The organism is Dolichospermum sp. DET69, assembly GCA_017355425.1.
Taxonomy (GTDB): domain Bacteria; phylum Cyanobacteriota; class Cyanobacteriia; order Cyanobacteriales; family Nostocaceae; genus Dolichospermum.
In genome coordinates this window covers 3,853,127-3,878,269 of the sequence record CP070233.1, presented here as the reverse complement: position 1 = coordinate 3,878,269, position 25,143 = coordinate 3,853,127, and the positions used below count along the sequence as shown (strand labels likewise).

Genomic DNA, 25,143 nt, shown 5'->3' with positions numbered 1-25,143 from the left:
CGTTGTCAACCCAACCGACAATTTTTATTTGATAAGATGATGTTTAGAAGATGGTTAGTAACTGGGGTATGCGTGATCATTGTTTGGAGTGGTTTTTTGTTAAATTCGGCTTTACCTCAGCAAGTTGATTTCCGTGTGAATAATTTAGAATCTGATGTTAGGAGTTTACAATTACGGTTACAGCAAATTGAGTTAATGGTTAGTAAAAATAATCAATTACCTGCTGCTAATAATTCCCAAGGTTCTCCTAATTTAAGACAGAATTTATCACAATCACAACAGGAAAAGATGTTTAAGAATCTAGCAACTTTAGTGGTTGAATTAAACCAAAAAGTTAATAAATTAACGATTCGAGTTAATCAACTTGAGAAACTAAATGTTAAATAAAGATCAATCTGTTATTTATGATGGTGGTTGTCACTGTGGTGCGGTGCGGTTTCGGGTAGTAGTTAATAATCACAAGGTTGATGATTGTAATTGTTCAATATGTTCTAAAAAAGGATTTCTCCATTTGATTGTCCCCCAAGCACAGTTTACTTTATTACAAGGGGAAGATGTCTTAAAAACTTACACCTTTAATACAGGAGTAGCACAACATAAATTTTGCAAGATTTGTGGTATTCATTCTTTTTATGTTCCCCGTAGTCACCCTGATTATATTGATATCAATGTGCGGTGTTTAGATGGAAATGTTCTAGGAAATTTTGAAATTATGCCTTTTGATGGTGCAAATTGGGAGGAAAATATTCATAAGTTAAAAAGAGGTTAAATATGCTATTTATTTAAGAATTGAGGATTTAACCTGAAAAATGTGATATTTTAATCACGTCTGTTCATTTGTCAAAAATGTTGTAATTTCTAAATAACAAATATCATGGAAACTCAAGCACAGCAACCCGAACAAGGAAATTATACTTCACCACAAGATATCTTATCTTTTTCTGGTGGAGACAATCGCAATTTACCAAGACTATCTGCTGCTAAAGAATCTGAATCCCAATGGCAGCAAATTAGTAGACAAATTCTCGAATTTTTCAATAAACTGCCAGATTATTTAGGCAGTATTTTTAACAATAATAAACAGGGTTTAATCACTCTAGTTTTGATTTTATCAGCTTTGGTAACAGTTAAGGTAGCGATCGCCTTACTAGATGCTGTGAATGATGTACCGTTGCTACAACCAATTCTTGAACTGATTGGTCTATTCTACTTTATCTGGTTTGCTTTCCGTTATTTACTCAAATATGAGACTCGTCAAGAATTATCCCAGAAATTTAACTCTTTCAAAAAACAATCTTTAGGGTAAAGTTTTTTTGTTGAGTTAATAAAATGTAGGCTAGGCTATAACCTACCTACATTTTATTTTATCTTTAAGGATATTTAATACATCTATAGATAGATAATTTTAATCAAAGTTTTTTCGGCAATTCTTCCTGAAGATAGTGTCTTTATCTTAGAGAAAATTCTAGGCTAGTTTTTGCAGTCTTCAAAAAGTAAAAAGGACTTGTTGTATGAATGAGAAGATTACCGCAGATACCTACGATAGAGGCATAATTCCCGCAGAAACAGCAGCACGAATTAAACGAGAGGGGAAAAATTATAAACAACTGCCGACAGAAGACGATGTTGCGAGCGCTCCCACAAATGACCAAGCTGATATTTACAGTATTCGGACAACGGACGGTTATACTGTGGATAAAGAGGGGTTGTTGAATAATTATGCAGTTGAACCAGAAATGTATTATGAAGTTCCTGGTGATGCACAAGAAGCAGCAGAAGAAGACAAAGCTGAACGGATACGGGAATTGCGAGAAGTGAATGAGGATAAAACGGGGCTGCTAACAGAGGATTTTGATAAAAGAGGTAAAGGACCAGGAATAATTTAATTGACCATTTCTTTGATTTTCTCCCGAAATTCTAAAGCAGCATCTAAAGGATCATCGGCTACTACATATTTTGCCAAAGTTGACAAATCTAAGTTTGGCAATAACACACTTTTGGCAACCAATTCATAACTTTCACCATGCAGATGGTAAACTGCAAATTGATTGTTTTGAAAAAACCAAGCTTCTGTCACACCTAATCTTTTGTAAACTTCTAATTTATCAATTCCCCCACTGGTGACTACGACTTCAATGGCAAGATCAGGAACTTCCTTTTCTGTGCCTATACAGTAGGATTCATCTGGTTCTACTCCTCCTCTTTTTGCTTGTTTGCGAAAGGTTGTAGAACCAAGGGGAAAATAACGAATGCGTTTTTCTTGAAAGTAAATTTCAATTAAAGATCCAATTACAGTTTTGCGAATTTCGTGACGACGACTTGGTGACACTAATTCTATGACTCCATCTAAATATGTAACTCTATATTGTAAGCTGTCACCTAAATGATTGAGTAAAGCTTCGTAATTTTCCCAATTGACACCAGTGATAGTTTGCCGTTCTTCTGGATCTTCAGCTTGTAATATTTCAGATACTTCTTGAAGTAAAAGCATAGAAGTTTTTAATACCGAATTACTGCTAAATAAATTATATAGCAATTCTCCGTGAATATAGAAATATCCCCGACTTCTTCAAAAAGTTGGGGATCTAAACCAGCCAAATTGGCTAAATTGTAAATAAATGTAAAGCGACTCACAAATAAAATCTTCACAGAATTAATCTTAAATAATCCAGTAAGTCACGTGCTGCGGTAGTCTAGATCAATGTTAATTTATCGCCTGGTTTGACAAATAGTTTTATGACTTCAGTTTCTAGTCCTGCACGCACTATTCGGATTGGTTCACGTAAAAGCCAACTAGCTCTAGTTCAAACATACTGGGTACAAGCGGAACTCCAGAAAGCTTTTCCCCACATTACTTTTGAAGTCCATACCATGTCTACCCAAGGGGACAAAATCCTGGATGTAGCCTTGGCTAAAATTGGCGATAAGGGACTATTTACCAAGGAACTGGAATTGGGCATGATCAATAAAGATATTGATTTTGCGGTGCATTCTCTCAAGGATCTACCAACCAATTTACCAGAAGGGTTGACCCTAGCAGCAATTACAGAACGGGAAAACCCCGCAGACGCGGTGGTGCTGCATGAAAAGCATAAAGGTGAGCAAATCGAGACTTTACCCGCAGATGCGGTGATTGGTACTTCTTCTCTGCGAAGATTGGCACAGTTACGCCATAAGTTCCCTCATTTTACTTTTAAGGATGTGCGGGGAAACTTGATTACACGCATGGCTAAACTGGATGCCGGTGAGTATGATGCTTTAATTTTAGCGGTAGCTGGTTTAGAAAGATTGGAAATGAGCGATCGCATCCATCAAATTCTTACTCCAGAAATCTCCCTCCATGCCGTCGGACAAGGTGCTTTGGGGATAGAATGTCGAGCAGATGACACTGAAGTAATTGAAATACTTAAAGCTATTGAACACCCGCAAACACGCGATCGCTGTTTAGCAGAAAGATCATTTTTACGTGTTTTAGAAGGTGGCTGTCAAGTTCCCATTGGTGTAAACACAGAAATAAATGGTGATCAATTAACTTTAAAAGGTCTTGTTGCCAGCGTTGATGGTCAAAAAATAGTTAAAGATACCGTCACCGGTGCGGCTGTGGATGCTGAAGAATTAGGCGCAAAACTGGCTAGTATTCTCAGAGAACAAGGCGCTACAGAAATATTAGAAAAAATCTTTACCGAGATTCAACGAGGATCATAAGGCAATTGACAACTACTCCCTTCCCACTAAAAGAATATAGATTAAATGAACCACGAAGGAGCGAAGAACACGAAGGAAGAAGGAAGAAGGAAGAAAATAGGTAATCTTAATACTGGGAAGGGAGTAACAACTAACAACTAACAACTAATAACTAACAAGTAACAACTAACAAAAATATGAAAATTTTATTTGTAGCAGCGGAAGCTGCTCCCATTGCTAAAGTTGGCGGAATGGGGGATGTTGTCGGTGCATTACCGAAATTCTTGAGGGCAATGGGTCATGATGTGCGGATTTTCATGCCCTACTATGGCTTTGTTCCTGACAAAATGGCAGTTCCTAAAGAACCCATTTGGAAAGGAGCAGCTATGTTTCAGGAGTTTTCAGTTTATGAAAGTGTGCTGCCTGGTACTGATGTTCCTTTGTATTTATTTCAACATCCAGTGTTCTTGCCTCGGCGGATTTATGGTGGAGAAGATGAAGAGTGGAGATTTACCTTATTTTCCAATGGTGCGGCGGAATTTTGCTGGAATTACTGGAAACCAGAAATTGTCCATTGTCATGATTGGCATACAGCAATGTTGCCTGTGTGGTTGAATCAATCTCCAGATATTACCAGTGTATTCACCATTCATAATCTCGCTTATCAGGGTCCTTGGCGGTGGTATTTAGAGAAAATTACTTGGTGTCCCTGGTATATGCAAGGACACAATGCCATGGCAGCCGGAATCCAGTTTGCTAATAAGGTAAATACAGTTTCTCCTACCTATGCAGAGCAGATCAAAACACCTACCTATGGTGAGCAAATAGAAGGGTTATTATCTTTTGTTAGTGGCAAATTATCAGGAATAATTAACGGTATAGACACCGAAGTTTATGATCCTGCTAATGATAAATACATTAACCAAACCTTCACTATAGATACACTTGATCAACGTAAAGCTAATAAAATAGCTCTGCAAGAAGAGGTGGGTTTAGAAGTTAATTCTAACGCCTTTCTCATCGGTATGGTGACAAGGTTGGTAGAACAAAAAGGGATGGATTTAGTATTACAAATCCTTGACCGATTCATGGCTTATACTGATGCCCAGTTTGTCCTTTTGGGAACAGGCGATCGCTATTATGAAACCCAAATGTGGCAACTCGCATCCCGCTATCCCGGAAGGATGTCTACTTATCTCCTATATAATGATGCTCTTTCCCGTCGCATCTACGCAGGTACAGATGCCTTCTTGATGCCTAGCCGCTTTGAACCCTGCGGTATCAGCCAAATGATGGCTTTGCGTTACGGTTCTGTGCCTATTGTTCGCCGCACAGGGGGATTAGTTGATACCGTCAGCCACTATGATCCAGTCAATGAAGCGGGTACAGGTTATTGCTTTGACCGTTATGAACCTCTAGACTTGTTTACTTGCATGATTCGGGCTTGGGAAGGTTTCCGTTTCAAACCTCAGTGGCAAGAATTACAAAAACGCGGTATGAGTGAAAATTTCAGTTGGTATGAATCAGCCAAACAGTACGATAAACTTTATCGTTCTATCTATGGGTTACCAGATCCAGAACCGGAAGCAACACTAGAACTAACACCAAAACCAGAACCAAAACTAGAATCAAAACCAACACTAGAACTAAAACCAAAACCAAAATCAAAATTAGTTTAAGGTGTTGTAAGAAGTTGGAATTGTAAACAATATTGATGGGGTATTTATCACAGAATGCCCCTTTTTAATACACGATAGTATAGAATTAAAAAAGATGGATTGGTTAGAGCGCGTCGCAGAAATTCGCAAAATTTGTAACGTGCCAGCGCCAGCCCGAAATGTTGCTATTGCTCGAGTATGGGTAAATGAGACATTTTTGGAGCTATTTGCTTTTAGTGGGAAGTTGTTGCGGGAAGGAGCGGTTGGTTTACCCAATCAACCGATGTTTCAAGCCTTTGATATTGGTGGACACCGAAGAGACTTAGACTCAGAGTACAAAATATTAGAGGCAATCGCTGAAAAATATACAAATAATAGAGAAGTAAAGGGTAAAATTGAATTATTTACTTCAAAGAGCCATGTGATTCGTGTGAGTATGTCATGAAGCAGTTTAGACAGACTTTCCCGAACATTCAGCTAAATGTACATCACGGAAACATCGAATAAAGGAGTCGGTAGAAATGTCAATTTGCAATTTACCCACACGACTTAATCTTATTTTTAATGAGCATGATCTTTCCCGATGTTCAGATTTGGAAATAATTCAACTTGAACGACAACAAGGTATTAATCTGCCCAGCACTTACAAAGACTTTCTAAAGATGATGGGGCATGGGGCAGGTAAATTTTTACGTGGTTCAGATTGCTTTTATCAGCATTTGCCACAAATTCAAGAATGGGCTAAACAGCTTTTAGTAGAAAATGATTTTCCTCAAGCTTTACCAGAGGATGCTTTTGTATTTTTCATGCACCAGGGATATCAGTTCAGCTTTTTCAGACTTTCAGAAGGTGATAACCCACCAACTTATTCATATTGTGAAGGACAAGAACAGCTTTATTTTGTCAAAAGTCATGATCAGTTTAGTGACTTTCTATCTGTGGAAATCAATCTTTATATGAACTACCCCATCTTACTTCGTTGAAGATGGGGTTTCTACATCCCCATCAGTAAGTTGAGATTTTTGACGTTTCACACGACCTAGTTGCTTCATACTTCCAGCATTCTTGCGTTTGCTAGTGTTTGAAGTAGAGCTAGAATCATCTACGTCTGAGAGGCTAGTTCCTAACCCCTGTAGATTATTTGAGTGCCAAAGTAGCATGACCTCTGCGGCGGCGATATCGCGCTGTTGGGTATACCCGCAGTTATTGCAAACGTGAGTTCGTTGGTCTAAAGTTTTTTTCTCTTGATGTCCACATTTTGGACAGGTTTGAGATGGTTTCACTTTGCGAGTAGGTACTTCTACAAACAAGCCACCAATATCTGATAATTTCGCTTTTAGAGCGGACTTTATCATCCCCATTCCTACATCAAGAATTGATTTATTCAACCCAGCTTTTTGCTTTTTACGTTTACCTTTTTTGGCTTTGGCACTCATGTTTTTGACTTCTAATTTATTAAACTCAACGAGGTTGTCACCAACCCCGTTGGTCTTCAAAACCGTGCATGAAAGTTTCCCTTCACACGGCTCCTCAATGATTTGGTGCTTGTCATGCACACCTCATTACCCATTTTCCTTCGACTTTTTCAAGTTTTCTGGTGGGCTTAGGCTCGGCACTATTGCAGCCGGATTTTTGTGCCAGGACTGCCATTATTGGCTGTCTTTGTATCGTGGCAATGTCTGTGTAAAAGTTGAAGATTTTTATACTCATCCTTTCCACCTTTCGATTTTGGGATGATATGGTCAACTTCCATTACATCGTCTTCACGGAAAAACATTTCACAGTGGGTACATTTCCCTTTTTGCTTTTTCAGGAGTTTTGATACTCTGGTTGGCATTTCTGGGTTATTACCCATTCTTGTACTCCAGTAAACCAGATTTCCGTCGTATGGTGACGATTCGCCTTTGACTTTCACATGACGCACTATTGGCGTGTCGGCATGATTTAGTAACCGAAGTGAGGTTGAACCTTCCTTCCTGGTTGCGAATACCCAGTTATCACCGTCTATGGATTGCCAATACCTTTTTGACACCCATTTCCCGTTCTTTTTGGGGTGACGGTGTTTTGCCCAAGCGTTTAACTTTTGGTACATAAGGTGGTCAATATCTGAGTAAGTCACCTTACTTACCACAGTCGCGTAGTAATTTGCCCATCCCCTAATTATTGGGTTTAAACGGCTGATTAGCGCCGCTTGCGGTGCTGCCTTATGAGCTTCAATAACACTGGCGATTTGGTCGTAGTGTACCTTTTGCTTCTGCTTGCTTGGGGTGATGATTGTTTTAAAGCCCTGCTTCGAGTGATACTTTCCTACTGGAAATTGTTGTATCGTAAAACCAAGGAAGTCGAACCCTGGTTTTTCTTGCTCATACTGATGGAGGGTGTGAGTAAGTCTCGTTTTACTAGGCTTTAATTCCAAACCCATGCCTTGTAACCATTCAGAGATTATCTCTTTGCATCTTTGGACAACGGTTATGTCTTTGTGGAGAATAACAAAGTCATCGGCATATCTGATTAAGCTGAGGCTTTGATAATTATGCTGCTTCCTTCCTTCCAGCGTTTCTGTATATTGCTTAATCCGTTCTTCCATCCCGTGGAGGGCAATATTTGCCAGTAATGGGGAAATTACCCCGCCCTGTGGCGTACCCTCAGATGTTGGAAACAACTGCTTACCGTCCATCACTCCCGCTTTTAACCATGCGCGAATTTATCTGCGGATGGTGGGGGATGTATTCAATTTTATTAGCAGTTTTTCCTGGTTGATGCGGTCAAAACATTTGGCAATATCGGCATCGAGAACATATTTTGGTTTCCCGTTGATAGCGTTAAATATTGCCCCTATTGCATCATGGCATGAGCGTCCGGCTCTGAACCCATAAGAGTTAGGCTCAAATCGCGCTTCCCATTCTGGCTCTAATACCAGTTTGACAAGTGCTTGCAAGGCTCGGTCTTTCATTGTAGGTATTCCCAAAGGTCGTTTCTCTTCCGTTCCAGGCTTAGGAATCCATACCCGTCTAGTTGGACTGACCTTTGACCCCAGGTTTAGATTTCCAGTGAGTTCTAGACGCTGTTTTGGAGTCAGCGATTTAACGCCATCTACACCAGCCGTCTTTTTCCCTTGGTTATCCTGGGTGACTCTACGAACCGCTAAAGCTCTTGCTGACCATGACTTCATCAGCGTCTTTTGGAGTCTGCGATATGCTTTTACATCACCACGGGCGGAGGCTTGATAAATTCTCTTTTGGAGCTTATACACGCTACGTTCTAGCTTGCGCCAGTTAATAGAGTGCCATTCCACCATCAGTTGTTGAGACTGTGTATTAGACATATATACTCACTACTTGGGACTTTATCATCCAAATCACCGTAAATCTGTCAGCATATTCTGGGCATTACCCCAGACATTCGCTTTTGATTTAATCTCACCTTCTCGTTGCATACGGTTAGCACCTACTCAGGTATTCGACCACCTGAGAGCAAGCGAGAGGTTATCTCGTTCCGAATGACCATGCTGTGTACCTTTAGAGTGATGCTATTCGCCGGGTTTATTGGAAGTGCAAATTGGTCAAACCGAACATTGCCAACTCCTTATCCTGTGTCTTTTGACTCCAGCGCCTTTAGCCTTATTTCGCTGGTTGGTAGTCACGACGATTCAATCGCATCTTCAAGCCTAGGCTTTACTCATGGGTACTTTGCTCGATGCTTACCAACTTAGGCTGTCAGTAATAACACCTTTTCACCCCGCTTCAGGCTTTGATGGCTAGTCTCGAACCTGGGGGTGATGCTTTCACCGTTGCACCTACGGGGTAGGGTTTGAGGGGTTCTAGGATAATGGCTCTCACCTACATGGTCATTCAGTTGTCAAGGTTTTGTACCTTGCGGCTAATCCTCCAAAACCCTTACGGGTTTTTAGTTTCTAGCCAACGATTCGCACTTCAGTAACTACCGTGCTATTACCGCTGATTATTCGTGTAGTTTCCTGGTGAACAAAGTTTTGTCTTTGGTTAGCAACTTTTCTCGAAAGTTTACTAACTAATTTCTGCGTTTTATTCCACCTTCTAGAAGCCTTGACTTTTTTCTGGAAATTGGGAGAACGTTTACGACGTTTAGCTTTACCCAATTGTTTATTTTTTTGTTCTGCTTTTCGGAAAAACCGAGGCGCCCGGACGTACCCATTTTCTTCACCATTTGTCCATGCGATTGCATCGTTGCAACCTAAGTCAATTGCAATAATCCCATTATCAGTTTTGCGACTATTCTTTAACAAAGTATCATCAATCTCCAAGACGATGGAAGCATACCATTTACCATTGCGGTAAACGATATCTAAAGCTTTAGGATGCCCCCAAAGTCTAGCTTTACCTCGCATCTGGATTTGACCAATCTTTGATAATTCTAAATAGCCATTATCCCCTGTACTATGAGCTTTCCAGCCCGTAAAAGATGGATAAGTCCAACCGGAATAATGACGAATTGACTTGAATCTAGGGTACAATGCTTGTCCCTTAAAAAACCTTTGAAAAGCAAAATCAACCCGTTTCAATGTGGCTTGTAATGCTTGAGAATTAATTGTTTTATATTCTATCCAAACTTCTTTGAAGTCCGGTAAACAATTCTGCTGCTCGAAGTAAGAAACAGATTTACCAAACTTTTTATATGAAGTAATGCGATTAGATACAGCGGCATTATATAAGTCCTTATGAAGTTTGCGGTGATAGTGCAACATTTCATTGACTTGTCTATTGGGATATAGCCTGAAAGTTGCTCTACGTAACGCCATTGATGTTTTTACCCCTTGTTTTTGTTTATTCTAAATACTATTATATATCTATTCACATAGATATGTCAACTCATGAAAAAACCAAGAACACAAACTGAATGGCAACAGAGAAACAAAGACAAAGTGAACAAGTATAATGCTAGATATAGAGAGAGTAAAATTCGGATTGGGCTAACGATAGATAAAGAAGTCGCCGAAAGGATATCGGCAATAAAAGACCCAAGCCAAAGTTATGGTGAATGGTTGCGTCAGATAATAGATAATTTACTTGCGAACTAATGCTAATATTTTGTCAAAAACTCAACTGTCCTCAAAACTCTTTTACTTGCAGTAAAAAACATTTTAAGAACGTTTCGTTTTTGACTTGCTTACATCCCCACCATATCAGTACATTGAGGGTGGGGAATTACGCAAAATTGTTAAAGTCTTTGATGCTTCTAGCAAGTTAGATGTGCAAGCACTGAACCATCAGCCGCTATTCCCCGCCACCACTAAGGATAAACGTTGGTTGCAAAAATGATGTTTTGTCCAACAAAGTAGATGCCTAATAATAAGTAAAAAGCTCATGATTACCGTGATTTATCAATTTAATTATAATCTAGCACATACTGTACTTATTTAAAACAGCCTGAATAAGGTGCTAGAGCTAAAGTTTGCGTCGGATCAGCAACCAGAAAGCGATCGCATAAATTGAACAATTCTACATCAGTCTGTGTCTTTCGCATTAGTTTTAGAAAATGACCTTCAGTATCAACACTCAAGGCAATGTAGTTAAGAAACATTTTCATGTAGGCTACACGCGATCGCATTGGTATAGTTGAGGCTGTAGGAGTATGCCATAACCGATCAATATATTTGCGTACTTCTACTAAAGGAACAGGTGTAATGGTTTCTCCTCGCAAAGCCTGGCGAATTTGATTAAATAGCCAAGGATTACCAATTGCCCAACGTCCTACCATCACCCCCGCTGCGCCCGTTTGCGCCAGCACTTCCAGGGCAGTTGTGGCCGAGTTAATATTACCATTGGCCAACACGGGACAATTAACCCGCTTCACAGCTTCCGCAATCAAATCATATTTTACCGCACCATGATACATATCTTTCACCGTGCGACCATGCAAACTCAGTAAATCAATATTGTGGCGATTGATGATATCGAGAATTTTGTAAAAGTTATCTGTATTTTCAAAGCCTACACGCATTTTAACAGTAAAAGGGCGATCGCTCACAGCAGAACGCAACTCTCCCAAAATCTGCTCCACTTTTTCCGGTTCTCGCAGCAACCCACCCCCCACATTTTTGCGATAGATTCTCGGCGCTGGACAACCCATATTCAAATCTACTCCCGCGATATTATATTTGCAGAGTTCTTTTGCTGTTCTGACTAAATCGGGAATACTTTCGCCAATCATTTGGGCAAAAACCGGGCGACCTGTATCATTTTCGGTAATTGCTGCCAGAATGTGCCGATTGAGCCGTGAAGTATCATTGACGCGGAAATATTCAGTAAAGAAGTAGTCAGGACTGCCATAGTGGGCAATAATTTTCATAAACCAGAGATTTGTTACATCCTGCATGGGTGCAAGAGCGGTGAGTGGTAGGTTTGGATGCAGCGATTGGGGGAGCGATACCTGGGACATAGAGATTCTGGTGATAAGATATTTTTAAGGAGAAACTGATTGAACTATGGCAACAATAAAATCTCAACGTCAAGTGCTGTTATCTCATGGTGAAGATGGGTATTTTGTGATCGAAGTACCAAGTTTACCAGGTTGTATCAGTCAGGGTAAAACTCGTAAAGAGGCTTTAGCTAATATAGAAGAAGCAATATCTCTCTACATTGAAGTTTTGCAAGATAGGGGTGAACCTATTCCAATAGTATTATGATAAAGAATATAAATATTTATAATCGGACCATTTTTGAAGTAGATTGGAAATATCTGGGAGCATCCCAACAGTTGCAGCTAGATAAGCAAAATTATGGTTCTGATTATATTCATCTTTATGTTGATGATATAGAAGGTGATTGGCTAGAAAATTGGGATTGGGAAGATGATTTAACAGATTATATAGATGCTTTTTATCATCATTGTCAGCAGGAAAATTATCAATTTGCTTTTGATACTTTAAAAGCTGGTGATGATTTATTGAATCAGCCAGAGAATAATGAAAAATGTTTAGAACTTTATAGTTATTTAGTTAGAAGTTTAGAATTACAAAATACAAAACAATCAAAAATAAATCATCAAGAAATTTTGAACTTAGCTAAACAACAGATTTTAGTTTTGCAAAATAGGAGTAAACTTGTCCAATGACAACGTTAACCAGTAACAAGCAACTATCAAAAATTATTTTAAAGGGTTTTAAATCCATTGCTGATTGTGATATTCAGCTTTCTCAACTTAACATACTAATTGGCTGTAATGGTGCGGGAAAATCTAACTTTATCAGCTTTTTTCGTATGCTTCAAGAGATACTTGATAGACATTTTCAAGTTTTTGTAAGTCGTCAAGGTGGACCAGATACAATATTGCATTTTGGTCGAAAAACAACTGAACAATTAGAGATTGAACTATATTTTGGCAATAATAGATATCATGCTACCGTTGAACCAACTCAAGATAACCGTTTGATGTTTTCTCAAGAGTCTTTTGGCTGGGGTGGTGGTGAGTGGGAAATAGGTAGTGGTCATTTTGAAACTCAAGCTTTTACAGGGACTGGAACAAAAATTGATGACTATGTATTATCTGCTATGCAGCAATGGCGAGTTTATCATTTTCATGATACTAGTGACAGTGCTTATATAAAACAACCTGCTTCTATTAATGATAATATTTACCTGCGTCCAGATGCTCGCAATTTGGCGGCTTTTTTGTATTTATTGAAAAATAATTATTCTCAATCTTATCAACAAATTGTCAAAACCATTCGACTTGTAGCCCCTTTCTTTAATAATTTTCTATTGCGTCCTTCTCCACATAATAATGATGTAATAGAACTAGAATGGTTTGAACAAGGTCAGGATATTCCTTTTAAAGCACATCTACTTTCAGATGGAACATTGCGGTTTATCTGTTTAGCAACGGTATTTTTACAACCTACTACGTTACAACCAGAAACTATTTTAGTTGATGAACCAGAATTAGGTCTTCATCCTTATGTAATTACTATTTTAGCATCTTTAATGCGTTCTGTTTCTAGAGAAAGGCAATTAATTGTTTCTACTCAATCGGTTGAATTATTAAATGAATTTAGCGCAGATGATGTAATTGTCGTAGATCGAGAAAATGGTAAATCATTACTTCGCAGATTAAATAAAGATGATTTACATGAATGGTTAGAAGATTATAGTTTAGGAGAATTATGGAAAAAGAATATTATTGGAGGTAGACCGTCAAAATGATTCGATTATACATTTTTGTAGAAGGACAAACAGAAGAAACTTTTGTGAGAGAATTACTCTACAATCATTTTTTGCAACAAAATATATACGTTATTCCTATACTACTGGGAGGTGTGGTAACTTATGGAAAAATAAAAAAACAATTACATCGTAAATGTTCTGAAGATAGCAAATCTTTTGTGACTACAATGTTTGATATGTATGGATTACCCGTAGATTTTCCTGGTAAAAGTTCTATTCCTAATACAAGTAATCCTTTTGATAAAGCTGAATATCTTGAAGAAAAACTATATAAAGATATTGGATATCAGAATTTTATTCCTAATTTATTAGTGCATGAGTTTGAAGCACTTCTTTATAGTAATCCACAAGCTTTTTTAGAGTGGTTCGATCAAAGCATAGTAGAAACTATACAGCGTGAACGTGATTTATTTTCTTCACCTGAACATATTAATGATAGTCCGAAAACAGCCCCTTCTAAACGCATTATTAAATCTTGTCCTAGATATGATAAACCGTTACATGGCTCTTTAATTGCAATGGATATTGGTTTAGATACAATACGTAAAAATTGTCAACATTTTAATAAATGGTTAACACTGTTAGAAAAAATCACATAGATTACAATTTCATGTAAAATACATAATTCAGTCTGTATTTCCTCAACATCACTATTCCTTAATTAATATATTTATGCAAATCAATTTTCAAACCTTCACAGTCAATAAACGATTTCCCCTCACCATTAGTCGCGGAACAACAGCACAAACAACAAATATCTGGTTACAAATCACTGAAGAAGAAATCACAGGTTGGGGAGAAGCATCTCCTTTTGGTGTAGGCAATCACAGGCAATCTACCGAGAAAATCCAGGAAACTTTACAGCAAATCATACCTATTTTACAAAAATATAGCCCTTGGCAACGGCAGGAAATTGAGGCAATATTAGAACAAATGGAAATTCCCTCCGCAGTTAAAGCGGCTGTGGATATGGCATTACATGATTGGTTGGGTAAGCGTGTCAACTTACCATTGTGGCAACTTTGGGGACTGGATAAAAATGCTATAGTACCAACATCGGTAACAATTGGCATTAATTCCCCAGCAGCAGCAAAGGCAAGGACGCGAGACTGGTTAGATTTTATGGATGTGCAATTATTGAAAGTAAAATTAGGTTCAACAGCAGGAATAGAAGCAGATCAAAAAATGCTCTTAGCAGTACGGGAAGAAGCCGCAGGAAAAGATGTGTTTGTTGATGCTAACGGCGGTTGGAGTTTAACGGATGCCATAAAGATGTGTAATTGGTTAGCCGATTTAGGGATAAAGTATGTAGAACAGCCTTTAGTAAGAGGTGAAGAAGCAAATTTAGCCCAGTTAAAAAAACATTCACCGTTACCAATTTTTGTAGATGAAAGTTGCTTTACCAGTGCGGATATTCCCCTATTAGCGAATGATGTGGATGGCATTAATATTAAATTAATGAAATCTGGGGGAATTACCGAAGCCATGCGAATGGTGCATACAGCTAAAGCCCACAATTTACAAGTGATGTTCGGCTGTTATTCTGATAGTTCTCTGGCTAATACCGCCGCATTACAACTTGCACCACTGGCTGATTATTTGGATTTAGATAGTCATTTGAATTTAATTGATGATCCTTTTAGTGGTGCAGTGGTAGAAAATGGGCGAGTTTTGCTGAATAATTTACCTGGTTTGGGAGTGAAACATCGTGCGTCTGTCGCTTAATCAAAGAATAGCAATTCTTCTCCATGAGGGAATTACTGGAGTTCAGGGAAAAACCGGGTTATCAATTTTACGCTACAGCGAGTCTCCTATTGTGGCTGTGATTGATAGGGAAACTGTAGGTAAATCTTTAGTCGAGTTAACAGGTATTAAAAGAGATGTGCCAATTGTGGCATCTGTGACAGCAGCTTTACAGTATAAACCGGAAGTTTTGGTAATAGGGATTGCGCCTAAAGGTGGTGCTGTTCCTGACGATTATTGGGGTGATATCAAAGATGCCCTCAAAGCGGGAATGTCTTTGGTAAATGGATTACATACACCAATGGCAAATATACCAGAATTAAATGCCCTCCTTAAACCCGGACAATTAATTTGGGATGTCCGCAAAGAACCTGCTAATTTGGATGTAGCATCTGCTATGGCGCAAACTTTGCCCTGTCGGCGGGTGTTGACGGTGGGAACGGATATGGCTATTGGTAAAATGTCCACTAGTCTGGAATTACACCGAGTAGCTAAGTTGCGGGGTATCCGTTCTAAGTTTTTGGCTACCGGTCAAACTGGGTTAATGTTGGAAGGGGAAGGAGTGGCTTTAGATGCTGTCCGGGTAGATTTTGCGGCGGGTGCGGTGGAACAGTTGGTAATGCGTTTTGGTCAGCATTATGATATTCTTCAAATTGAAGGGCAGGGTTCTCTTTTACACCCTGGTTCAACGGCAACTTTACCTTTAATTCGGGGTTCTCAACCGACACATTTAATCTTAGTGCATCAAGCAGGACAAACTCATAATCGTAATAATCCGCAGATACCGATTCCACCGTTACCAGAAGTAATTCAGTTGTATGAAATTGTTGCGAGTGGAGCGGGTGCTTTTCGTCATGTTCCTGTGGTGGGAATAGCTTTGAATACGAAAAATTTAGGGGAAGAAGAGGCAAAAAATGCGATCGCTCACATCATAGCAGAAACTAAACTACCATGTACAGATCCTATTCGGTTTGGGGCTGAATTACTATTAGATGCAGTTATACAGCGTTAAATCTAAGAAAGTTGCTGATGTAGTTTAACAGGAATTTCAATAATAAACTCTGTTCCTTCTCCAGGTGCAGAGATACAATCTAATTTACCACCATGTTTTTCTACAACAATTTGATAACTAATTGATAACCCTAAACCTGTACCTTCTCCTACGGGTTTAGTAGTGAAAAAAGGATCAAATATGCGTTGTTTAACTTCAGGATTTATCCCCATACCATTATCTTTAATGGAAATTTGTACCCAATCATTATTATTAATCAGTATAATCTTTGACAACTACATTGCTAGAATAGCCTAACTTATCCTGGAATCGAGTTTGTAAAATCATTAATGTACTATCAATTCCCTCATGGATATCTACAGGTTTAGTTGCTGACTCATCAAGACGGGAAAAATTACGTAAACCTAAAACAATCTTGCGAATACGTTCTGAACCTACCATCATCGAATTGAGAATTTTAGGTAAATCCTGAATCACAAAATCAAAATCATTTTCTTGTTTATATTCTTCAATAATAGCTGAAGGGTGAGGATATTCTTGTTGATATATATCCAGCAATTTGATAATAAATTCAATATAATTACTAGCGTGTTCAATATTAGCATAGATGAAATTTACGGGATTATTAATTTCATGGGCGATACCCGCAACCATTAGGTATAAACTGAAAATTAAAACATGACACGCTGCGCTATCAAACATCAAGCGGCTTTCATTCCTGACTCCACAAGAGGGGCAACCACAGGGGGATTGCCCCTACTCCACAAGAGGGGCAACCACAGGGGGATTGCCCCTACTGACTCCTGCTGTACCTGAGTGTGATGAACGGAATAAATGATTATGTTCAGGATGATATAAGCGTGATCGCCCACTTACTGGTAATAGTGCGGGACTAATTACATAAAGTGTAGTTCGTCGTAATTTTTCTTCATGAGTACAATCTGCCATTTGTGCCAAAGTAACAACCCGGATTTTTTCATCTGGCCAGCCTAAGCGATAGCAAATGGCTACGGGAGTATCCCCTTTATAATGTTCTAACAATTTGGTTTGGGCTTCAGTGATATGGGTCACACTTAGATATAAACATAAACTGGCTTGATGTGCCGCTAAAGCTGTTAATTCTTCAGTATCAGGTACGTGGGTGCGGCCACTAATGCGAGTCAGAATAATCGTCTGCACTAAACCAGGAACAGTTAACTCTATCTTCAGTTTAGCTGCGGCAGCTTGAAAGGCACTGATCCCAGGAATGACTTCAAAAGGGATATTAGCATCGGCTAATAGCTGCATTTGTTCATGAATAGCGCTATATAGACTAGGATCACCAGAATGTAGTCTAACCACAGATTTATGCGATCGCACGGCATTAATCATCAGTGGTAAAATTTCTTCCAAAGTCCGATTTGCTGTTTTGATAATTTCCGCATCTGCACGACAAACATCTAATATTTGTTCGGGAATTAAGGAATCTGCAAATAAAATCACATCAGCCGCAGCCAACAACTTTTGCGCTCTCACCGTTAATAAATCAGGATCTCCGGGACCCGCACCCACAATATAAACCGCTGGTTCTAGCAAACTTGGATACTTGGAATAACTCAAGTTATTAGTAGATTCACTCATCAATTTTTTCCTTCAAAACCCAGCAAAAAAAAACTTTTAGCATTTCCCTAGCACCCTTCCGGATTCAGCCACTTTGGCTAGTAGAAATAGATGGTAGATGCACCCTGGTTAAGCCCTAGAGATTAATTACTCTGGGGCATTTTTTTCTCCATTTGTCGAAGAAACAACATCGGGTAAAGGGCGCTTGAGTAGATACAGCCAACCTAAACCAACTAATCCTAAAGTCATTCCTCCTAAACTTACCATTTGTGCCATCCGTAAAGATCCTAGCATTAAGCTATCTGTGCGTAAACCTTCAATCCAAACCCGCCCTAAGCTATAGAGTATCCAGTAAACTAAAAATAACGTCCCTACTTTCAACCGGGGTTTTTTAGCTAAAGCTCTAAAAAACAAAGTTATTAACACTGCAAACACCATTAAATTCCACAGTGATTCATACAAAAAAGTGGGATGAAAATATTCAAAATTCACTAAATCCACAGGACGACGATCTAGAGGAATATATAACTTCCAAGGTAAATTAGTCGGACCTCCAAAAGCTTCCGAGTTGAAAAAATTTCCCCACCTACCGATGGCTTGCCCTAATATTAATGAAGGAGCAACCAAATCAGTCAATTGCCAAAAAGATACTTTATTCAATTTAGCAAAAATCAACGCCGCGATCGCACCGCCAATAATTGCCCCATGAATCGCAATACCCCCTTGCCAAATAGCAATTATCCGTTCGGGGTGCTGAGAATATTCTGACCATTGAAATAAAACATAATACAACCTAGCGGCAGGAATAGCTCCAATCACCAACCAAATTGATAAATCACTGATTAAATCGGGATTAATATGACGACGTTTGGCTAGGTATCCAGAAAGACTAACACCAATTAATACAGCAGAGGCAATTAACAACCCATACCAGCGAATAACTATTGGTCCTAGTTTGACCACAATCGGACCAGGAGAAGTAAATAGAAACCCCAAGGGTAAAACCGAAAAATCCACTACCATACAAAATTACCTATAAAATCATGAAACCTATGGGATCAAAAAACAATAATATATTATGCCCTAGTCACTATAGCTGTATGCACTGAAAATGAGATCCAATATTTACGGCAAGACTTTTCCTTCTTCCTCCCCAACAACCAACAACTGACCACTGACCACTGACAACTGACCACTGACCACTGACCACTGACAACTGACCACTGACAACTGACAACTGACAACTGACAACTGACCACTGACAACTGACCACTGACCACTGACAACTGACCACTGACAACTGACCACTGACAACTGACCACTGACCACTGACCACTGACAACTGACCACTGACCACTGACAACTGACCACTGACCACTGACCACTGACAACTGACCACTGACCACTGACAACTGACCACTGACAACTGACCACTGACAACTGACCACTGACAACTGACCACTGACAACTGACCACTGACAACTGACAACTGACCACTGACAACTGACCACTGACCACTGACCACTGACCACTGACCACTGACAACTGACAATAAGATGTTAAATTAAGGAAGTTATCCGAAAAATCCGTCAATATAATCACTTAAAATAAAATTGTGATTGCTATTTATCCTGGTAGTTTTGATCCCATCACCTTGGGACACCTAGACCTCATTCAGCGCAGTAGTCGTCTGTTTGAACAGGTGATAGTTGCCGTTCTGCGAAATCCCAATAAAATGCCATTGTTTACAGTAGAACAAAGATTAGAACAAATTCGTCTAGCTACAAAACATTTACCAAATGTGGGAGTAGACAGTTTTGACGGTTTGACCGTAAAATATGCCCAAATGCAACAAGCGCAAGTTTTGTTACGGGGGTTAAGAGCGGTTTCTGACTTTGAGATTGAGCTACAAATGGCTCACACTAATAAAACATTGTCTACTCAGATCGAGACAGTTTTTCTGGCAACATCAAATGAGTATAGTTTTTTAAGTAGTAGTGTGGTAAAAGAGATTGCCAGATTTGGTGGCTCTGTTGATCATCTTGTTCCCCCACACATTGCCCTAGATATATACCAATGCTACAACCAAAAATCTCTAGCCTCGAATCCAACCACAACGGCAACAATCCTACCCCACGAGACTATGTGAATGGCATCCCCCCAAATGGGAATCCAGCACCAACTCCAGGGGTAGATATTCAACAGGAACTCAACCATATAGAGGAAATAATTCTCTCTAGTTTGAGGATTCCACTGACGGGACGGACTTTAATAGATGAAGATAAATTACTCGAACAACTTGATTTTGTCCGCCTTTCTTTGCCAACAGTGTTTCAAGAAGCACTAGAAATTTTGGCACAAAAGAATGAAATTCTCCTAGAAGCAGAAGAATATGGACAACAGGTTGTAGACGTAGCCCAAGCCAAAAGAGCGCAAATTTTGGCGGAAAGTGATATTGTCAGGCAAGCACAGCGGGAAGCTGACCAACTGCGGCGACAAGTTCAGCAGGATTGTGAAGCTATGATGCAGGAAACTATGACAGAGATTGAACGCAAGCGTCGCGCTTGTCAGCAAGAATTAGAAGAAATGCGGCAAACGGCAATTTCTCAAGCTGAGGAAATTGAAGATGGTGCTGATAAATACGCCGATAACGTTCTGGGTAATATTGAACAGGATATACAGGAAATGTTAAAAATTATTACTAATGGTCGCAAACAATTACATTCGGGTAATGTCTCGAAGGGTGGAGATAATCCCCAACAACGCCCTCCGCATAATCCCAAAAAAAGATAGTATCACCTCGTTCCCACGTCTCTCAGTGTGCAGAGATTTGGAATGCGTATTTTTAAGTTAGAAAGTGCTTGCCGTCGGCAAGCACTTTCTCTATCACCTCATAATGATTATCATTCTCTACAAATTTTGTTTTTTGAGTTTTTCTGGGGATTTTATTTTTTGGAAGTCCCTTACGCAATCTTTAAGTAAATGCTGTTAATCTTAAAGCATTTATTTTCAGACAAATCTATTGGATAGGATAACAATAGCTTTGTTTAGCAATCTGATATTTTGCGTTAAGATTCTCATTCCTATACTCTGTATGGGAACAAGAAAAATAAAATTTTTGGATAAGGAGATTAAGGAGAACGATAGGTAATTATGAAAACTGATAAACTGTTTTACCGACTATTTTTATCTCAGCCAGGATTAATTACCGAGTTAATCCCAGAAATTCCCAAAGATTGCGAATTTACCTATAGTGCGCCCGCAGTCAAAGAAAAAGGATTTGAAATAGATGGATTATTAACACCGATTGCCAAGGATCTAAATTTGCCTTTGGTATTTTTAGAGGCACAGATGCAGAGAGATCCCAAATTTTATGGGCGGTATTTTGCAGAGATTTTTATGTACCTATATCAGTACAACGTCAAGCAACCTTGGTACGGATTATTAATTTTACCCAACCGACAGGAAGATTTAGGCTCAGATATTCCCTACCAATCCTTGTTAACAAATCAAGTCAAACGCCTATATCTAGAAGATTTGTTACCGTTAACAGATTTGAGTCCCAATTTGTCATTATTGAAATTGCTGGTAGTAAATGAACAAGATACAGCCCCCTTGGCACAGGCGATTATTAATAGTGCAGAAACAGAAGAAGAACTGCGCCGACGCTTAGATTTGGTAGAAGCTATACTTGTGAATAAATTCCCACAACTCAGCACAAAGGAGATTTTGAAAATGCTAAACCTGAAAACAGCAGATGTCACCCAAACACGGTTTTATCAGGAAGTGTTTCAAGAAGGACAGCAAGAAGGGCGACAAGAAGGACGACAAGAAGGGGAAACTGGTCTAGTGCTGCGTATGTTGACTAAGCGGTATGGATTGCTGTCTCTAGCCCAACAAGAGCAAATAAGAGGTTTGAATATAGAGCAGTTGGAGAGTTTAGGGGAGTCTTTGTTAGATTTTACAGAAATATCCGATTTAGATGGGTGGCTTTTGGCGCATTTGAAGTCATAAAAACTTGAGAATAGTTTTCTAGGAAAGGAATATTAATTTTCACAGCTAGACTTGGCGTAAGCTATACTGCATAGCTCCTGTATTCTGTATTTCCTCATGAATTTAGTCTGGGAAAGATTGACTTTATCTTCTTTACCACTCAAAGAATATTTGTCTGGTAGTTACCTACATCGGTTTTTGGTGGGGTTTTTGCTGCCTTGGCGACAAAGTAGTATTTTAATGCAGTCAGGCGATCTGATCGCCGTATGCCTACTGAGTCTTATTTATGCTCTTGCGCCTTTTGTTTCTACTACTTTAATTGGTTTATTGTTGGTGGCTTGTGTCGGCTTTTGGTTGCTGTTGACTTTATCTGATGACAGTAAACCAGCTAATGCTGCTTCTGTTACCCCTATTCACTTATTGGTGTTGCTGTATTGGGGTATTGCGGCGATATCAACAGCTTTATCACCGGTTAAAAAAGCGGCTTTGGGTGATTTACAAACATTAACTCTTTATTTGTTGCTGTTTGCCCTCTGTGCTAGGGTGCTGAGATTCCCTCGGTTTCGGTCTTGGCTAATTACTCTTTATTTACATATATCCCTGATTGTCAGCGTCTATGGGTTGCGACAATGGTTTTTTGGCGCGAAAGCTTTAGCTACTTGGGTTGACCCCGAATCACCTTTAGCGAAAACTACCAGGGTTTACAGTTATTTAGGCAATCCCAATTTACTGGCAGGTTATCTTTTACCGGCTGCGGTTTTAAGCTTGGTGGCTATTGTGGCTTGGCAAGGTTGGATGAAAAAAGCTTTAGCACTAACAATGTTTATTGTTAATACTGCAACTTTAATTCTGACCTTTAGTCGTGGTGGCTGGATTGCTTTATTGTTGGGATTGTTTACTGTGGCAATATTGCTAATTTACTGGTGGAGTATAGATATGCCCCCATTTTGGCGGAGTTGGTCTTTACCAATTTTGTTAGGAGCTGTGGTGGGTTTATTGGTAATCGGAGTGTTATTTGTAGAACCTTTCCGGGTGCGAGTTGTCAGTATATTTGCTGACCGCCAAGATAGCAGTAATAATTTTAGAAAAAATGTCTGGGAATCTGTATTTCAGATGATCCGCGATCGCCCGATAATTGGTATAGGACCTGGACACGCTTCTTTTAATCATGTCTATCCTCTCTATCAACGTCCTCGGTTTACAGCTTTAAGTGCCTATTCTGTGTTTCTAGAAACGATTGTGGAAACTGGCTTTTTGGGTTTTACCTGTTTTATGTGGTTAATAGTCGTCACCTTTAATACAGGATTTTTGCAACTGCGACGATTACGAGAAACTAAAAATATCGAGGGCTTGTGGTTAATTGGGGCGATCTCTAGTATGCTAGGTATACTTACTCAGGGTTTATTTGATACGGTCTTCTATCGCCCTGAAGTTAATACCCTCTGGTGGTTAATGGTGGCTTTAGTTGCCAGCTATTGGCAACCTTTGGCTAAAAGTCATCAGATGATAGGGAATAGGGAATAGGGAATAGGCAACAGAGGAGATATTTATTTGACTTTTTCTTCTCTCTTGCCTCTTGCCTCTTGCCTCTTGCCTCTTAATACCTCTTCATTGCCCTTTGCATATCTCGTTGATCATCACGACGTTTGAGACTTTCGCGTTTGTCGTGGAGTTTTTTACCTTTACCAAGGGCAATAACTATTTTTACCCAACCCCGTTTCAGATACATTTTTAAGGGGACTAGAGTTAAACCTTCCTGTTGTACCCTACCAATCAGTTTCCGCAGTTCTTGTTTATGAAGTAATAATTTGCGGGTTCTTCTTGGTTCATGATTAAAATATGCACCACTAGAGGCATAAGGAGAAATATGCACGTTGATTAACCATGCTTCACCGTCACGAAGCAACGCATAGCCATCTTGGAGATTGGCTTTACCGGCACGAATTGATTTTACTTCAGTTCCAGTTAACTGAATTCCCACTTCATAGGTTTCTATGATTTCATATAAAAACCGTGCTTGCCGATTATCACAAATAACTTTGTAACCGTCACTCTGCTTATCACTCATCTAAAATCTTCTTAGTTTTAATAAATACGCCTAAAAATTTCTTTAGACTGGCTTTTTCTTTAATTGTAATCCAAACGGACTGGGAACTGGTAATTGGTGATTGGTAATGAGAACTACACAAATGGGAAAAATTCTGGCCTTTTGCTCTCAATTACGTTAAGTTTTGTAAATAATTTCCAAAAATTTAAGATTTTCTTTATAAATGATTGATGATGTCATCATGAGTAAGTAATTTTGTCATAGTATTAGAGATAGAAGTAGTATTCTTGCTTGTGTCTATTTATATTGTTGATAACAGTAAATTACTCGACCAAAAGATTATAGGGGTGTATAATCCATGCCCTTGACTATTCTTGTAGTAGATGATGATTTAGGCACACGCCTATCTATTAGTGATTATCTTGATCTATCTGGGTATAGTGTCATAACTACTGATAATGGTGTTGATGCTTTGGCTATGGTTGAAAAGTACCATCCTGATTTGATGGTGACAGATATTATAATGCCACGGATGAATGGTTATGAATTAGTGCGTCGTATTCGTCAGCAATCAGTGCTTCGATTATTGCCTGTAATTTTGTTAACAGCGAGAACTAAAACCCAAGAACGAATTTTGGGGTATCAGTCAGGCTGTGATCTGTATTTGTCTAAGCCTTTTGAATTAGAAGAAGTAGCCGCTGCTATTCGCAATTTATTAGAGCGATCGCAAATTATCCAATCAGAATGTCGTTTTCTTGATCAGGAAGAAATAAGTTTTGCCACTTATACAAAAGCAAAAAACGGTCATATTTCTATACCTAATAAGGTGCAACAATCTCAAGTATTGACACCGCTAACTGTTAGAGAACAGGAAGTTTTAGACTTATTAACTCATGGTTTGTCTAATATAGAAATTGGTAATCATTTACATTTGAGTCCGCGCACAGTGGAGAAATATGTTAGTAGTTTATTGAGGAAAACAGAAACCAGCAACCGCGCTGAATTAGTTAGGTTTGCGATTAAACATGGTTTAGTAGAATAGTATCGCTTGCTCACCAATTAAATTTACTGTTAAGTAGGTAGACACAATTAAATATAATATGGGCAGGCAGGATGCCCACCTCACAATAAGTATAATATTTTTGTGGGGTGGGCTTCTAGCCTGCCCAAATTCAACAATATTATTTTGATATTTATTTCAGCCCA

33 protein-coding genes and 2 pseudogenes are annotated in these 25,143 nt (G+C 39.0%); 23 read left to right on the top strand and 12 right to left on the bottom strand.

What is annotated here, in order from left to right:
- Nucleotides 1-39 precede the first annotated feature (39 nt).
- From EZY12_17730 to EZY12_17715, 4 genes are all read left to right on the top strand, one after another.
- A complete protein-coding gene (locus EZY12_17730) occupies nucleotides 40-387 on the top strand; it encodes a hypothetical protein (protein ID QSX70721.1) in 348 nt (115 codons plus the stop codon).
- The gene (locus EZY12_17725; GenBank protein QSX66619.1) at nucleotides 377-769 is read left to right on the top strand and encodes a GFA family protein; all 393 of its coding nucleotides are present in this window, start codon (nucleotides 377-379) and stop codon (nucleotides 767-769) included. The genes EZY12_17730 and EZY12_17725 overlap by 11 nt, the downstream gene beginning before the upstream one ends.
- A gap of 105 nt (nucleotides 770-874) precedes the next feature.
- Entirely contained in the window at nucleotides 875-1,306 is a 432-nt protein-coding gene (locus EZY12_17720) for a CAAD domain-containing protein (GenBank protein ID QSX66618.1), read from the top strand.
- A 205-nt stretch (nucleotides 1,307-1,511) separates the two neighbouring features.
- The gene (locus EZY12_17715; protein QSX66617.1) at nucleotides 1,512-1,886 is read left to right on the top strand and encodes a hypothetical protein; all 375 of its coding nucleotides are present in this window, start codon (nucleotides 1,512-1,514) and stop codon (nucleotides 1,884-1,886) included.
- On the opposite strand, the gene EZY12_17710 is transcribed toward EZY12_17715, so the two are convergent.
- Nucleotides 1,883-2,491 carry a Uma2 family endonuclease gene (locus tag EZY12_17710; GenBank protein QSX66616.1) on the bottom strand — a complete coding sequence of 203 codons (609 nt, stop codon included), beginning with the start codon at nucleotides 2,489-2,491 and terminating at the stop codon, nucleotides 1,883-1,885. The two genes, EZY12_17715 and EZY12_17710, sit on opposite strands and share 4 nt — an antisense overlap.
- A gap of 8 nt (nucleotides 2,492-2,499) precedes the next feature.
- Nucleotides 2,500-2,649 carry a hypothetical protein gene (locus tag EZY12_17705; GenBank protein QSX66615.1) on the bottom strand — a complete coding sequence of 50 codons (150 nt, stop codon included), beginning with the start codon at nucleotides 2,647-2,649 and terminating at the stop codon, nucleotides 2,500-2,502.
- Between the two features lie 87 nt (nucleotides 2,650-2,736).
- Here EZY12_17705 and hemC point away from each other — a divergent pair, with 87 nt between their 5' ends.
- The 5 genes from hemC (at nucleotide 2,737) to EZY12_17680 (ending at nucleotide 6,325) form a co-directional block, all read left to right on the top strand.
- On the top strand, nucleotides 2,737-3,705 hold the full coding sequence (gene hemC, locus EZY12_17700; GenBank protein QSX66614.1) for a hydroxymethylbilane synthase: 969 nt from the start codon (nucleotides 2,737-2,739) through the stop codon (nucleotides 3,703-3,705).
- A 176-nt stretch (nucleotides 3,706-3,881) separates the two neighbouring features.
- A complete protein-coding gene (gene glgA, locus EZY12_17695) occupies nucleotides 3,882-5,363 on the top strand; it encodes a glycogen synthase GlgA (GenBank protein QSX66613.1) in 1,482 nt (493 codons plus the stop codon).
- Nucleotides 5,364-5,457: 94 nt separating this feature from the next.
- Nucleotides 5,458-5,787 (top strand): hypothetical protein, encoded by a 330-nt coding sequence (locus tag EZY12_17690; protein QSX66612.1) that lies wholly within the window; start codon nucleotides 5,458-5,460, stop codon nucleotides 5,785-5,787.
- Entirely contained in the window at nucleotides 5,742-5,849 is a 108-nt protein-coding gene (locus EZY12_17685) for a hypothetical protein (GenBank protein QSX70720.1), read from the top strand. The genes EZY12_17690 and EZY12_17685 overlap by 46 nt, the downstream gene beginning before the upstream one ends.
- Nucleotides 5,850-5,935: 86 nt before the next feature.
- A complete protein-coding gene (locus EZY12_17680) occupies nucleotides 5,936-6,325 on the top strand; it encodes an SMI1/KNR4 family protein (GenBank protein QSX70719.1) in 390 nt (129 codons plus the stop codon).
- Here the strand turns inward: EZY12_17680 and EZY12_17675 are convergent.
- The 4 genes and pseudogenes from EZY12_17675 to EZY12_17660 form a co-directional block, all read right to left on the bottom strand.
- Nucleotides 6,314-6,796, bottom strand: a pseudogene (locus tag EZY12_17675) (transposase). The gene EZY12_17680 and the pseudogene EZY12_17675 sit on opposite strands and share 12 nt — an antisense overlap.
- 161 nt (nucleotides 6,797-6,957) lie before the next feature.
- Nucleotides 6,958-8,019, bottom strand: coding sequence for an HNH endonuclease (locus tag EZY12_17670; GenBank protein QSX66611.1), 1,062 nt, complete (start codon nucleotides 8,017-8,019; stop codon nucleotides 6,958-6,960).
- 27 nt (nucleotides 8,020-8,046) lie between these two features.
- Nucleotides 8,047-8,667 (bottom strand): reverse transcriptase N-terminal domain-containing protein, encoded by a 621-nt coding sequence (locus EZY12_17665; protein ID QSX66610.1) that lies wholly within the window; start codon nucleotides 8,665-8,667, stop codon nucleotides 8,047-8,049.
- A 588-nt stretch (nucleotides 8,668-9,255) separates the two neighbouring features.
- On the bottom strand, nucleotides 9,256-10,119 hold the full coding sequence (locus tag EZY12_17660; GenBank protein ID QSX66609.1) for a transposase: 864 nt from the start codon (nucleotides 10,117-10,119) through the stop codon (nucleotides 9,256-9,258).
- A gap of 72 nt (nucleotides 10,120-10,191) precedes the next feature.
- Here EZY12_17660 and EZY12_17655 point away from each other — a divergent pair, with 72 nt between their 5' ends.
- Both EZY12_17655 and EZY12_17650 read left to right on the top strand, forming a co-directional pair.
- Complete coding sequence (locus EZY12_17655; protein ID QSX66608.1) at nucleotides 10,192-10,398, top strand: hypothetical protein; 207 nt, start codon at nucleotides 10,192-10,194, stop codon at nucleotides 10,396-10,398.
- 85 nt (nucleotides 10,399-10,483) lie between these two features.
- On the top strand, nucleotides 10,484-10,639 hold the full coding sequence (locus EZY12_17650; GenBank protein QSX66607.1) for a hypothetical protein: 156 nt from the start codon (nucleotides 10,484-10,486) through the stop codon (nucleotides 10,637-10,639).
- Nucleotides 10,640-10,733: 94 nt separating this feature from the next.
- On the opposite strand, the gene EZY12_17645 is transcribed toward EZY12_17650, so the two are convergent.
- The gene (locus tag EZY12_17645) at nucleotides 10,734-11,759 is read right to left on the bottom strand and encodes a tRNA-dihydrouridine synthase family protein (protein QSX66606.1); all 1,026 of its coding nucleotides are present in this window, start codon (nucleotides 11,757-11,759) and stop codon (nucleotides 10,734-10,736) included.
- A 46-nt stretch (nucleotides 11,760-11,805) separates the two neighbouring features.
- On the opposite strand from EZY12_17645, the gene EZY12_17640 reads away from it, so the two are divergent.
- The 6 genes from EZY12_17640 to EZY12_17615 all read left to right on the top strand — a co-directional run bounded on the left by EZY12_17640 (nucleotide 11,806) and on the right by EZY12_17615 (nucleotide 16,298).
- Nucleotides 11,806-12,006, top strand: a complete 201-nt coding sequence (locus EZY12_17640) for a type II toxin-antitoxin system HicB family antitoxin (GenBank protein QSX66605.1) — start codon at nucleotides 11,806-11,808, stop codon at nucleotides 12,004-12,006.
- Nucleotides 12,003-12,434, top strand: a complete 432-nt coding sequence (locus EZY12_17635) for a hypothetical protein (protein QSX66604.1) — start codon at nucleotides 12,003-12,005, stop codon at nucleotides 12,432-12,434. Before EZY12_17640 ends, EZY12_17635 begins: the two co-directional genes overlap by 4 nt.
- Nucleotides 12,431-13,522, top strand: a complete 1,092-nt coding sequence (locus EZY12_17630) for an AAA family ATPase (GenBank protein QSX66603.1) — start codon at nucleotides 12,431-12,433, stop codon at nucleotides 13,520-13,522. The genes EZY12_17635 and EZY12_17630 overlap by 4 nt, the downstream gene beginning before the upstream one ends.
- Nucleotides 13,519-14,142, top strand: coding sequence for a DUF4276 family protein (locus EZY12_17625; protein QSX66602.1), 624 nt, complete (start codon nucleotides 13,519-13,521; stop codon nucleotides 14,140-14,142). The genes EZY12_17630 and EZY12_17625 overlap by 4 nt, the downstream gene beginning before the upstream one ends.
- Nucleotides 14,143-14,215: 73 nt before the next feature.
- Nucleotides 14,216-15,268: a dipeptide epimerase gene (locus tag EZY12_17620; GenBank protein QSX66601.1), complete on the top strand. Its 1,053-nt coding sequence runs from the start codon at nucleotides 14,216-14,218 to the stop codon at nucleotides 15,266-15,268.
- A complete protein-coding gene (locus EZY12_17615) occupies nucleotides 15,252-16,298 on the top strand; it encodes a DUF1611 domain-containing protein (GenBank protein QSX66600.1) in 1,047 nt (348 codons plus the stop codon). Before EZY12_17620 ends, EZY12_17615 begins: the two co-directional genes overlap by 17 nt.
- Before the next feature lie 2 nt (nucleotides 16,299-16,300).
- Here the strand turns inward: EZY12_17615 and EZY12_17610 are convergent.
- From EZY12_17610 to EZY12_17595, 4 genes and pseudogenes are all read right to left on the bottom strand, one after another.
- Nucleotides 16,301-17,000 (bottom strand): annotated as a pseudogene (locus tag EZY12_17610) (HAMP domain-containing histidine kinase).
- 54 nt (nucleotides 17,001-17,054) lie between these two features.
- Nucleotides 17,055-17,918: a precorrin-4 C(11)-methyltransferase gene (gene cobM / locus EZY12_17605; GenBank protein ID QSX66599.1), complete on the bottom strand. Its 864-nt coding sequence runs from the start codon at nucleotides 17,916-17,918 to the stop codon at nucleotides 17,055-17,057.
- Between the two features lie 126 nt (nucleotides 17,919-18,044).
- Nucleotides 18,045-18,920, bottom strand: a complete 876-nt coding sequence (locus tag EZY12_17600; protein QSX66598.1) for a prolipoprotein diacylglyceryl transferase — start codon at nucleotides 18,918-18,920, stop codon at nucleotides 18,045-18,047.
- 102 nt (nucleotides 18,921-19,022) lie between these two features.
- Nucleotides 19,023-19,499 carry a hypothetical protein gene (locus EZY12_17595; GenBank protein QSX66597.1) on the bottom strand — a complete coding sequence of 159 codons (477 nt, stop codon included), beginning with the start codon at nucleotides 19,497-19,499 and terminating at the stop codon, nucleotides 19,023-19,025.
- 13 nt (nucleotides 19,500-19,512) lie between these two features.
- Here EZY12_17595 and coaD point away from each other — a divergent pair, with 13 nt between their 5' ends.
- The 5 genes from coaD (at nucleotide 19,513) to EZY12_17570 (ending at nucleotide 23,414) form a co-directional block, all read left to right on the top strand.
- Nucleotides 19,513-20,046, top strand: coding sequence for a pantetheine-phosphate adenylyltransferase (gene coaD / locus EZY12_17590; GenBank protein QSX66596.1), 534 nt, complete (start codon nucleotides 19,513-19,515; stop codon nucleotides 20,044-20,046).
- A complete protein-coding gene (locus EZY12_17585) occupies nucleotides 19,974-20,690 on the top strand; it encodes a DivIVA domain-containing protein (GenBank protein QSX66595.1) in 717 nt (238 codons plus the stop codon). The genes coaD and EZY12_17585 overlap by 73 nt, the downstream gene beginning before the upstream one ends.
- 42 nt (nucleotides 20,691-20,732) lie before the next feature.
- Nucleotides 20,733-20,879: a hypothetical protein gene (locus EZY12_17580; GenBank protein ID QSX66594.1), complete on the top strand. Its 147-nt coding sequence runs from the start codon at nucleotides 20,733-20,735 to the stop codon at nucleotides 20,877-20,879.
- A gap of 171 nt (nucleotides 20,880-21,050) precedes the next feature.
- Nucleotides 21,051-21,911: an Rpn family recombination-promoting nuclease/putative transposase gene (locus tag EZY12_17575; GenBank protein ID QSX66593.1), complete on the top strand. Its 861-nt coding sequence runs from the start codon at nucleotides 21,051-21,053 to the stop codon at nucleotides 21,909-21,911.
- Between the two features lie 96 nt (nucleotides 21,912-22,007).
- Entirely contained in the window at nucleotides 22,008-23,414 is a 1,407-nt protein-coding gene (locus tag EZY12_17570) for an IctB family putative bicarbonate transporter (protein ID QSX66592.1), read from the top strand.
- Between the two features lie 73 nt (nucleotides 23,415-23,487).
- Here the strand turns inward: EZY12_17570 and smpB are convergent, their stop codons facing one another.
- Nucleotides 23,488-23,958, bottom strand: coding sequence for an SsrA-binding protein SmpB (smpB, locus tag EZY12_17565; protein ID QSX66591.1), 471 nt, complete (start codon nucleotides 23,956-23,958; stop codon nucleotides 23,488-23,490).
- A 337-nt stretch (nucleotides 23,959-24,295) separates the two neighbouring features.
- On the opposite strand from smpB, the gene EZY12_17560 reads away from it, so the two are divergent.
- The gene (locus EZY12_17560; protein QSX66590.1) at nucleotides 24,296-24,979 is read left to right on the top strand and encodes a response regulator transcription factor; all 684 of its coding nucleotides are present in this window, start codon (nucleotides 24,296-24,298) and stop codon (nucleotides 24,977-24,979) included.
- Nucleotides 24,980-25,143: the final 164 nt, after the last annotated feature.

Coding starts and splice junctions, on each gene's coding strand:
- EZY12_17730 (QSX70721.1), top strand. CDS start 40: ATGTTTAGAAGATGGTTAGTAACTGGGGTATGCGTGATCATTGTTTGG.
- EZY12_17725 (QSX66619.1), top strand. CDS start 377: ATGTTAAATAAAGATCAATCTGTTATTTATGATGGTGGTTGTCACTGT.
- EZY12_17720 (QSX66618.1), top strand. CDS start 875: ATGGAAACTCAAGCACAGCAACCCGAACAAGGAAATTATACTTCACCA.
- EZY12_17715 (QSX66617.1), top strand. CDS start 1,512: ATGAATGAGAAGATTACCGCAGATACCTACGATAGAGGCATAATTCCC.
- EZY12_17710 (QSX66616.1), bottom strand. CDS start 2,491: ATGCTTTTACTTCAAGAAGTATCTGAAATATTACAAGCTGAAGATCCA.
- hemC (QSX66614.1), top strand. CDS start 2,737: ATGACTTCAGTTTCTAGTCCTGCACGCACTATTCGGATTGGTTCACGT.
- glgA (QSX66613.1), top strand. CDS start 3,882: ATGAAAATTTTATTTGTAGCAGCGGAAGCTGCTCCCATTGCTAAAGTT.
- EZY12_17690 (QSX66612.1), top strand. CDS start 5,458: ATGGATTGGTTAGAGCGCGTCGCAGAAATTCGCAAAATTTGTAACGTG.
- EZY12_17670 (QSX66611.1), bottom strand. CDS start 8,019: ATGGACGGTAAGCAGTTGTTTCCAACATCTGAGGGTACGCCACAGGGC.
- EZY12_17665 (QSX66610.1), bottom strand. CDS start 8,667: ATGTCTAATACACAGTCTCAACAACTGATGGTGGAATGGCACTCTATT.
- EZY12_17660 (QSX66609.1), bottom strand. CDS start 10,119: ATGGCGTTACGTAGAGCAACTTTCAGGCTATATCCCAATAGACAAGTC.
- EZY12_17655 (QSX66608.1), top strand. CDS start 10,192: ATGAAAAAACCAAGAACACAAACTGAATGGCAACAGAGAAACAAAGAC.
- EZY12_17645 (QSX66606.1), bottom strand. CDS start 11,759: ATGTCCCAGGTATCGCTCCCCCAATCGCTGCATCCAAACCTACCACTC.
- EZY12_17640 (QSX66605.1), top strand. CDS start 11,806: ATGGCAACAATAAAATCTCAACGTCAAGTGCTGTTATCTCATGGTGAA.
- EZY12_17635 (QSX66604.1), top strand. CDS start 12,003: ATGATAAAGAATATAAATATTTATAATCGGACCATTTTTGAAGTAGAT.
- EZY12_17630 (QSX66603.1), top strand. CDS start 12,431: ATGACAACGTTAACCAGTAACAAGCAACTATCAAAAATTATTTTAAAG.
- EZY12_17625 (QSX66602.1), top strand. CDS start 13,519: ATGATTCGATTATACATTTTTGTAGAAGGACAAACAGAAGAAACTTTT.
- EZY12_17620 (QSX66601.1), top strand. CDS start 14,216: ATGCAAATCAATTTTCAAACCTTCACAGTCAATAAACGATTTCCCCTC.
- cobM (QSX66599.1), bottom strand. CDS start 17,918: ATGAGTGAATCTACTAATAACTTGAGTTATTCCAAGTATCCAAGTTTG.
- EZY12_17600 (QSX66598.1), bottom strand. CDS start 18,920: ATGGTAGTGGATTTTTCGGTTTTACCCTTGGGGTTTCTATTTACTTCT.
- EZY12_17585 (QSX66595.1), top strand. CDS start 19,974: ATGCTACAACCAAAAATCTCTAGCCTCGAATCCAACCACAACGGCAAC.
- EZY12_17580 (QSX66594.1), top strand. CDS start 20,733: ATGCGTATTTTTAAGTTAGAAAGTGCTTGCCGTCGGCAAGCACTTTCT.
- EZY12_17575 (QSX66593.1), top strand. CDS start 21,051: ATGAAAACTGATAAACTGTTTTACCGACTATTTTTATCTCAGCCAGGA.
- EZY12_17570 (QSX66592.1), top strand. CDS start 22,008: ATGAATTTAGTCTGGGAAAGATTGACTTTATCTTCTTTACCACTCAAA.
- smpB (QSX66591.1), bottom strand. CDS start 23,958: ATGAGTGATAAGCAGAGTGACGGTTACAAAGTTATTTGTGATAATCGG.
- EZY12_17560 (QSX66590.1), top strand. CDS start 24,296: ATGCCCTTGACTATTCTTGTAGTAGATGATGATTTAGGCACACGCCTA.